The following is an 8,757-nucleotide window of genomic DNA, read 5'->3' as shown; positions in this document are numbered from 1 at the left end:
CCCGGAGGCACCCAACCCGGAGGCACCGGACCCACCGGACCCACCGGCACCGGAGGCCACGGCGTCGGCGCCCCCTCAGCGGTATGACTACCGGCCTCGGCATCGGCGGCCTCTTCGGCGGCATCGGCCACGGCGGCGGCAACTCCTGAGATTCAGGAGGTACGGGCGTGGACGGGTGACCAACCACCAAGCCCCCAGCGGGGCAGCTTGTGGTGACCCCTCCGGTTCCGTCACTGTCTCACCGTGACGGAACCGGAGGCCCCGGCGTGCGCGGGCCTCGTCGGCTCTTCTGTACCGCTGGTCCCCGACGCCGTGCCCCACTGGGCGTCACGGCCGCCCACCGACTGACTCGCTTCGGCGCCGTCCGGCTGTTCGTCAGGCCGGAGCTGTGGCCGGCTCGCCGCTGCGCGGGCCGGGCACCGAAGCCGCCACGGCGGCAACGAGGTCGAGGTGGGAGGTCATGTCCGGCTCGAACCGGCCGCGGGGGTTCACGTGCTTCCAGAACAGCGGGGGGTGACGGCGGCGGCGGTGGCCACGCCGGCATCGGCGGCAGCTTCCGACGTTCGGGGCGTGCGGTCGGGGACGACACGGTGATCACCCGCGGAAGCCGACAGGCCCGGCCGGACACATCACCGCCCATGGCCCGGTGCCGGAGATGCCTGCCGGACCCCTGTGGGTTCTCCGGCCCGGGGCGGCGCGGAACGAGCGCCTGGTAGAAGCCGCCACCGTGGACCCTCGCGTCGGCGCGGGTATCGGGGCGGTATCCGCGGCGACGGTCACCGTGAGTCGGGGTTGGGAACCGGGCCGGGATCTATGGCAACTTCTTGGTGACCGTGATCGTGCGGACGGGACCGGCCGTCCCCGAGTCGCTCATGGGGGTGGTGGTGATCACGGCTTTCCCGGGCACCGCGTTCACGTTGATCCCGCGAACCCACACGATCGCCCGGCCGGACGGGGCGGGAGCCACGGTGAACCCGCTCGAGCCATCCGACTCCTGCTCGTGCATGCCCAGAATCCAGTCCTGGTCTTCGCATGCGATGTTGAGGAAGGCCGCGTCCTTCTCGTCGACCAGGTGACGGGCATCGGGGCCGACGGGGATCTTGATCCGGAACTTGACGCCGTCGGCCGGGGTGACCCAGAAGCCCACACTGCCGTCCTTGCTGTTGGTGTCGAGCTCCCACGTTGAGTCCTCGTCCTCACCGACGTCGAACGTCGCATCGGCGGGTGCCTTCCGAGGCTCGGGCCCGGTGCCGAAGTAGTCCCGGTTGCCGGGATCGGTGGTGGGTGCCGCAGTCCTCCTTTCGTGGTTCGGCGTGCCCGGAGTCACGGTCCGGGTGTGGGTCGCCGCAAACGCGTGGGCCGGCACCTGCTGTGCCACCAGGGCGAGGAGGCACGCTCCGCCGGCGGCGATCGTCCTGCTACGAACGCTCATGGTCCGTACCTTTCTCTCCAGTGCTGTGACGGCGAGGGAAATCCCGTTCTTTGTACCGGCCCGATCGCGGGAGTCCGCGCCTTCACCCGAACGAGGGCCGCGTCGCCCCGTTCGGACGACCCGCCACGGGTCGCGGCGCGGATCGCCGCGCGTTCGCCCTCCCGGTCCCGGGTTCGGCGGGCCCGGGCCGAGTCGACGGGCCGCTACGGTGCCCGGACAAAGGCGACGCGGTTGGGGTCCGAGCGCCGATACGTCAGACCGTCGGGGAGTTCACTCCCGGTCACCGGCAGCCTTCCGGGAGGCAGGACGGTGACCTTGTCGCCGGCGGCGTTCTCGGCGCGCAGGCGCTCGATCGCCGGTCTCGCAGCCTCGAACTCCTGGCCGCCGCGAGCACCGGCGCCGCCATCCCCGCCACGCTCCTGGCCGGCCCCCGGCACGGCCGGGACGGCCGTCCTGGGAATTGCCCCGGCGGTATCGGCTGCCACGAGCAGTGCCCACGACCCGCGCGGTGCCTTCGAAAACACCACGGGCGATACCGGCGCGATGCCGCCCATGAGTCTGACTGCTGGTCTGACCGAGACACTGTTCTCAACCACGGGCTGACTCTGGTTCGAAAATGATGAAGCACACGCCCCGGCCGCCGAGTTCGAACCAAGGCCCGGCGACCGCGCCGTAACGACGCGCCCGTTGGCTCGTGCTCTTCCTGAGCGGGGCCGGACGGACGGCCGGGTCACGGGCGACCCGAAGGGTGGCCCCACCGACGGCCGGACCCACATTGCCCACCTCGTCCACCGACAGCCGTCCGCGCTCCGCCCGCCATCGTCAAATCGATGGCGGGCCTCGGCATGTTCGAGCGTCGCCCACCCTCGGAGACGACCCACCACCACCGCCGGTCGCTGAAATTGGGTCATGGCGAATACCGCGACACTTCCACGGCGGACAACACTGGTGGGGTTGGCGTGAAGGTGTGACGGTGGCCGCTGGTCGGGTGAGGGCGGTGGCTGAGGGATGTGTCGTTGGCCGTGAACTTGGCAGCGGGCTTGGCCGCTATGTGTCAGTGGGTTGGCCGTGAAAGTTGTCAGTACGGGTTGGCGGGGGTTTCACGGTCGGGGCCGATACCGGGTCGGGGAGTTCGTCCATGAGGCGGAGGCTGTACGCGACTCCGGGCGCGACGGTGTCCGCGGTCGGGCCGCGTTCGATCACCCGGACTGTTGTTGGCAGCGAAAATGTCAGTGGCTTTGGCCGAGAAATGGGCTCTGTCTCCGGAAGCGTGAATTCCCCGGCCGGAGCGGCCGCGGTCGTGGGCCGCCGGAGGGTGTTCGCGGACCAGGGGTCCGGACGCACCGGCGCGTGACCGGAGTTGAAGGCGTGCCCGGCCGGCGGGATCGATCGCCGCCGCGCGATGATCACTCGTTCGGAGGTGCGGCGATTCCATACCGAACGGTTGCCGCGCATCAGGATTGTTGTGGGCGGCGTCCGTCGTCCACGAGCGAGGGGGGCTTGACGTGATTGAGTTCGCCCTTTTCGGTTTCCTCGATCGCGGCCGTGTGGTCGTTCGCGCGCCGGTCCACGAGGCGTGGGGTTTCTCCTGGGCGACGTCCGGGGGTCGAAGCATCGTTCGGCGACGCTTCGGAGACACACGCGACACCACCTCGTCCCGCGCTCGGAACGTCCAGGCGAACATTCCGATCCCGTCGAAAGGCGGTACGACATGAGCGACGAAACCACAGGAAAGAATTCCGGCGCGGACTGCGACTACTGGCGGAGCAACTTCGAGAACGCGGTCGCGAACCTCGACCACGACAAGCCGTACGCGTGGGCCATGGCCGTGGCCGCGGCCTACGCGGAACTCCTGGCGAACGGCTGCCAGGAGGACGACGACTTCTACATCACCGAAGCCATCAGCCCCAACCAGGCAGGCCCGTTCCGCATCCTGGCACCGGGCTGGGAGGACAAGCCCTTCGACATGGTCGCCAAGTCGGGACGCCTGGAGGCATGGGACACCCGCAAGGCGGGTTCCGACTGGACGCACTACTGGCGCAGCGACAACCACGGCAAATTCCAGCAGGTCAAGGACGCCGTCGGCAAGGGCCCGACCCTGGAACTGATTCCCTTTCAGATCTTCGGCGTCGGCGGCGACCACGACGGGCAGCTTCTGCAACTCGCGGAGAAGATGGGCGAGGTGGGGGTGTCACCGCCCGATGCCCACTCCTACCCGTGGTGGGGCCTCGAATGGGCGCCGGCCAAGGTCGATCTCGCCTTGTACCACCTGTTCAAGTTCGACGACGAATACGTCTACGCCGGGCAGATGGGGTTCAACGGGCACGACTACGATTCCGGCTACGTCGGATACGCCGATGTCCAGCCGACCAATACGCGGAGATGGTTCTTCCACCGGTAACGGTATATGCCGCCCCGCGAAGGTGTCCCGGCATCGGGTGGAGACCACATCGACACGGGACTCGGGCGACGCGCCACGAACACAACGAGGTTCGACGAGGTGGGCTCAAGCTCGGGCGGCGGGTCATACCGGTTGCGCGCCCGGCGGGTGGAATCGCCCGGTGGTGCAGGGGCCAGCAGTGCCCCATGGTGGGGTGTGGTGCGGGCGGGCACAACTGCGACGCCCCGGCCATCCGCCACGTACCCGACACCGCCGTCGTCGCCATCCGAAGCCGCGTCAAACGCTGACGTGGCTGACACATCTCGTGGCCAAGTCTGCTGACATTCTCGTTGCCAACGACACTTTGTCAGCGCGACATCGATGAAGCCGCATTCGACATGGCACAGATATCGGGGCCGCCTCGCGCACGTTTGCGAACGCGTCGTCGCAGGTCGACCCTCGCGTTGGCGCAGGTATCGGGGCGATATCCGTGGCAACGTCGCCGCCCGGCCGGGCCAGCCGTAGACATGCCCGGCACCTCGGGTCATCCGGTCGTCGACGGCGGTGGGGGCGCCTGGGGGACGGGCCGTTTCGCCCGTGCCTCCGGGGTTCGGGCGCTCGGCGACGTCACCGTTCGGGAGGCGACGATCGGCCGGAACCTGCGGTCGTGACCGGGCCGTCCCGGTCACGACCTGCCGACTCGGACCGAACGCGCGGGAAACCCTAGTCGTTGCGCGGGTCGTTGAAGTTGAGCGTCTTTTGGGTGGACGCGAGCTCCTTCGGTTCCCCATAGAGGTAGTTCGTCATGGTCGCCTTGATCTCGACATCCTTGCCCGCCACTCCGTTGCGATCGATGTCGGTGGGCGTGAAGCTCCACCCGTGGTTGCGTCCGTCGCACCACAACTTGGACACGCCCCGGGGGTCGACCCTCGTCCACTCGTTGTTGATAAGCATTTCGGCGTCCAGGACCACAGGCTCTTGCGACAGCCTCCCCGGACAGCGGTAGAAGCCGGTGACGATTACTTGTCCGTTGTTCTCGACGTATCCGTTGAAGATGTCCAGCCGGAACTCGGACTCGGCCGCGGACGCGGTCGGGCCCACCGGCCCCGTGGTTCCCGTCAACAGCAACACGGCGGCCGCGGCACTCGCGGCGGCAAGACTCTTTCGCACCGGCACGTACTCCTTCTCGTCGTGGGCGTTGCGGATGCGCCCGCACCGAAGACCGGGCGGTCACCGGGGGCGCACCGGTGATCAACGTCCCCGACGCGCGTACGGGCACGCGTCACCGCGGGAAGATCAGCCTTGTGGCGCAACTCGCACCGCCGGTGGACGGCGTGGGTCGGGTTGTCGTCCGCCCGTGTGGCGAGGTCGTCGACCGGGCGGCGAACCGTCGTCCTACCCCCGGGATCCGGGCGGCGTGAACCGAACCGAGGAGATGGAGTCGTACCAGTTGTTGCCCGGGTCGATGACCGAGATGGCCTCGCGGCCCCACTCCACCCGAGCTTCTGCCACACCTGGGATCGACAGCCGCCACGGGACCGGTCCTCGAACCGATCAACAGGGGACCGGTTCCGGGAATCTCGCTGACACGTCGCCGCGGCGAGAGTCACGGTCACTTTCACGGCGGTCGACAGGGGGTGCGGTGGGTGCGGTGGGTGCTGTCGTCGGTCGTGGCTGTGGCGGTGGGTTGAGGGTGCGGTGGGTGTGAGGCGGTCGGAGGATGGAAGGTGAGGTGAGGACGATGAGCAAGTCGAGCGGCAAGAACGGCGGCGGCGGGCACAAGAGCGGCGGCAAGTCCGGTCGGACCCCGGTCACATCGTCGGCCGCGTCGCGGATCCAGTCCGCGGCCGCGAAGAACCCGAGCAGCGCGTCCGCCAGGACCGGGTGGGCACCCCGCGCACAGTCGGCGGCGGCCACCTCGGCGAACCGGTCGGCCGGCGGCTCCGGGCGAAGGTGACCGCAGCCGTGCCGCCGCCGGGCGGCGCGTCGGGCCACCAGTCGGGGACCGCACCGGCGGCGCACGCGATCCGCGCACCGGGTGCGCACCGGGCCGGGTGGGTGCGCGGTGCGGTCGTCCACACAACTCCTGCAGAACCGGTGACCGGTACGCCGGTGCGGTCGACCGGTGCGGTCGGTGGCGACCCCGTGCGGCGGTGCGCCGCTGGTCGGGCCAGGTGACCGGTGACCGCACCGACCGGGGCGAGTGACCGCACCGCGCGGTCGGTGCGGTGCTGACCTCCGGTGCGGTGGGTCGAGCGGTCACCGGGTGCGGTGCGGGTGCGCGATGATCCCCGCGTACGGATCCGGTGCGGGAGGGGTGTGGGGCCGATGGTCGGCGATGCGGGGCGGCGGCGACTCGGGCGGGGACCGATCGCACGGCCGGACGACGACGATCAGGGCGACCGCGGCGAGCCGGGGCGCCGGCTCGGGGTCGTCGAACACCTGGCGGCCACGCCGCCGGCGGAGGTCGACCCGGTGGCGGATCCGGCGACGCGCCGGCGCCTGGGGCGCGGCCGCGCGGACTGACCCGACACACGACATGGCGGCACCCCGCCACCGTGGCGGGTCCGTGTCGGGTGGCGACATGGCGGCCCGTCACGCGTGTCGGGTCCGTGTCGGGTCGCCGTGACGGGCCAACACGAGAGGCCGACACACGCTCGGCGACGCTCGCTGTGCGGCGATCGCCGTGGCGGCCGAACTCGGCGGAGCTCACGCCGCGCCGACGAGCGCGTTGTGCTCCACCAACGAGCCGGCGGCCTGGTGGTCACGGTCGGCGGTTCACGCGCGAAGGGCGACGCGACGAGCGCGAGCAAGTTATCCCCAAAGCAATGCACCCGTCACGGTTGCATTGCTTTGGGATGGTTCGCCCCAGGGGTGGCGAACCTCCGGCGTCCCCCGGCGCCGGGCTTCCCCTCCCCGTCGACGGAGAGGGGAAGCGGTTTGGAAACTCCATGGCCCTCGAAGGGGACCATGGAGTTTCCAAACCTACAGCTTGCTCGGGCAACGCCCGCGAGCTTCTGACCTGCGAAGACACTCTCATTCGGGGAGTCCTCGGGGAGGGCTCGCCGAGTCCTCCCCGAGCCCTCGGTGAGGGCTCGGCGCCTGGACCTAGGACCTAGGAACTGGGACCTACCTCCGGTGGGGGCCCGCGCGGTCAGCGTGTGGTGACGACGATCGCGGTCGCGTCGTCGCGGTATCCGGCCGCGTTCTCGACCGCGGCCGCCACGAGGGCGTCGGCCAGGGCCTGTGGGTCGTGGTGGTGCGCGCGGGCCAGGGCCTGCATGTCGTCGTGCGCCACGCTGTCGTGCACCCCGTCACTGGTCAGCACGATCATCGTGTCGGGCACCTCGGCGGCGTGGACGGTGGCGATCGACGACCGGCCGAGCGACGCGCGGATCCAGTTGTCGTGCGCCTCGCACAACTCGATCGCGACACCGCCGTTGATCCTCAGGTATTGGCCGACGGTGTGGTCCGTCGTCCGCCGCGTCAACGTGGCGCCGTCGAACCCGTAGGCGCGGGCGTCTCCGGTCCAGGCGACGGCCGTGTCCTGTCCGGGCTCGACGAGCGCCAGGACCGCGACGCCGTCCGGTTCGATGTCCGCGGCCGCCGGCGCGGCGACCAGCTCGGCGGCGGCCAGGATCCCGAGGGTCGCGGTCTTGCGGGGGCCGACCCGGGCGGCGACCTCGGCCGCGATGTGCGCGAACTCGGCGACCTGGTCGCTGTTGCCGATCCCGTCGACGAGCGCGGCCGCGACCACGGCGGTGCCGGGCATGTGGTGGATGGCCGCGGAGTCGCAGTTGTGCGGGCGCGTTCCCCGCCGGGACGCCGACGCGGCCGTGACCGTGCTCTCGGTTGTCATGGTCGAAACCGTAGGGGGCGTCGCGCCGGCCCCTGCAACGTTCGACTAACGCTTGCGGTTTGACACGGCGTCCGAGAGCGCCGCGCCGATTTTCGTCACGCGCCACCTCGTGAGGTTCGACACCGGTCGGCGGGTTCGCCGTCCCCTCGCGTCGACGTGCCGCCTCGGGCCCACCCCGGGCCACGGTGGGCCCACCTCGCGCCTCGGGTGCCCCGCCCGGCCCGGAGCGCCCGAGGAACGATCACGGGCCCGCGTGCGGCCGCGTGCGCCCTCGGCCGCCCGTTGCCCGCCCGGCAGGGCGCACGGGTCCGCCGGGCGGAGGAAACGGGTGACGAGACGAGCCGTTGGTCGTCGACGCCTCGGCGGGGCCTCGGGGTCGGGCGAGAAACAAGAACTTCTCCCCGTCCCGAGGTACGGGTAGAGGTGTCGGCACGGCCGATATGGGTCCTGACCTGCCTGTTACCGGCCGTGGGTGGACCGGGTCGGTTGCACCCCTGCGGGCACCGCCCGGTCCACCCTTGTCCGCGGGCTACACGATCCGGGTCCAGGTCGACGCGCCGGCCGGCCCGTGCTCGGCGAGCACGTCCAGCGTGGTCGCGTGCACGCCCATCGCGCGGCGGTCCAGGACGCGCATGGCGTGCAGCTCGGGCCGCAACCGGTCGATCCGGCGCCGCAGCGCGGCCGGGTCGGCGCCGGTGAGGACGACCCACAGCCCGGGGCAGTCCGGGCCGGGGTAGTGATCGCGCCACACCGCCCGGCTGGACCCGATCAGGTGCCGCGGGCCCTCGTGGATGCGGTGTTCGGCCCACCTCGTCCACAGCTCGATCTTCGCGGCGAGCCGCTGCAGGGGCATGGTCGCGCGGTCCAGCTCGACGACGCGCACCCCGATCCGGCCGCCGGTGTCGAAGCGCACGGTGGCGTCGGCGGTGAGGCGGCGGCGCTCGAGGCGGTGCTCGACCTCGACGTCCCACCCGGTGATCGGGCCGAGTCCGTGCCGGACGCAGCTCAGCGCGGTGGTGGTGACCGCGAGGGCGTGCGCGGCCAGGCCGCCGCGCAACGCCGCCTCGCCGGTCGCGGCGCGGGGCC

General features: G+C 71.0%; 7 protein-coding genes. 2 read left to right on the top strand and 5 right to left on the bottom strand.

Going from position 1 to position 8,757, the window contains the following annotated elements; genetic code table 11:
• Positions 1 to 811 precede the first annotated feature (811 nt).
• Together GT354_RS42320 and GT354_RS42315 are read right to left on the bottom strand one after the other, a co-directional pair.
• Positions 812 to 1,432: a hypothetical protein gene (locus tag GT354_RS42320; protein WP_161362142.1), complete on the bottom strand. Its 621-nt coding sequence runs from the start codon at positions 1,430 to 1,432 to the stop codon at positions 812 to 814.
• A gap of 203 nt (positions 1,433 to 1,635) precedes the next feature.
• Positions 1,636 to 1,959, bottom strand: coding sequence for a hypothetical protein (locus tag GT354_RS42315; protein ID WP_161362140.1), 324 nt, complete (start codon positions 1,957 to 1,959; stop codon positions 1,636 to 1,638).
• A 1,184-nt stretch (positions 1,960 to 3,143) separates the two neighbouring features.
• Between GT354_RS42315 and GT354_RS42310 the strand changes: the two genes are divergently transcribed.
• Positions 3,144 to 3,833, top strand: a complete 690-nt coding sequence (locus GT354_RS42310; protein WP_161362138.1) for a hypothetical protein — start codon at positions 3,144 to 3,146, stop codon at positions 3,831 to 3,833.
• Between the two features lie 702 nt (positions 3,834 to 4,535).
• Here the strand turns inward: GT354_RS42310 and GT354_RS42305 are convergent.
• Complete coding sequence (locus GT354_RS42305; RefSeq protein ID WP_161362136.1) at positions 4,536 to 4,982, bottom strand: hypothetical protein; 447 nt, start codon at positions 4,980 to 4,982, stop codon at positions 4,536 to 4,538.
• Between the two features lie 571 nt (positions 4,983 to 5,553).
• Between GT354_RS42305 and GT354_RS42300 the strand changes: the two genes are divergently transcribed.
• On the top strand, positions 5,554 to 5,769 hold the full coding sequence (locus tag GT354_RS42300; protein WP_161362134.1) for a hypothetical protein: 216 nt from the start codon (positions 5,554 to 5,556) through the stop codon (positions 5,767 to 5,769).
• 1,197 nt (positions 5,770 to 6,966) lie between these two features.
• Here GT354_RS42300 and GT354_RS42295 read toward each other — a convergent pair.
• Complete coding sequence (locus tag GT354_RS42295) at positions 6,967 to 7,671, bottom strand: SpoIIE family protein phosphatase (RefSeq protein WP_161362132.1); 705 nt, start codon at positions 7,669 to 7,671, stop codon at positions 6,967 to 6,969.
• A gap of 529 nt (positions 7,672 to 8,200) precedes the next feature.
• Positions 8,201 to 8,757: replication-relaxation family protein (locus tag GT354_RS42290; RefSeq protein ID WP_202512906.1), on the bottom strand; the 557-nt coding region annotated here is incomplete at its 5' end.

Source organism: Streptomyces sp. SID3343 (assembly GCF_009865215.1).
Classification (GTDB): Bacteria; Actinomycetota; Actinomycetes; order Streptomycetales; family Streptomycetaceae; genus Embleya.
This window is presented reverse-complemented; position numbering and strand designations above follow the sequence as displayed.

Coding starts and splice junctions, on each gene's coding strand:
- GT354_RS42300 (WP_161362134.1), top strand. CDS start 5,554: ATGAGCAAGTCGAGCGGCAAGAACGGCGGCGGCGGGCACAAGAGCGGC.
- GT354_RS42295 (WP_161362132.1), bottom strand. CDS start 7,671: ATGACAACCGAGAGCACGGTCACGGCCGCGTCGGCGTCCCGGCGGGGA.
- GT354_RS42320 (WP_161362142.1), bottom strand. CDS start 1,432: ATGAGCGTTCGTAGCAGGACGATCGCCGCCGGCGGAGCGTGCCTCCTC.
- GT354_RS42310 (WP_161362138.1), top strand. CDS start 3,144: ATGAGCGACGAAACCACAGGAAAGAATTCCGGCGCGGACTGCGACTAC.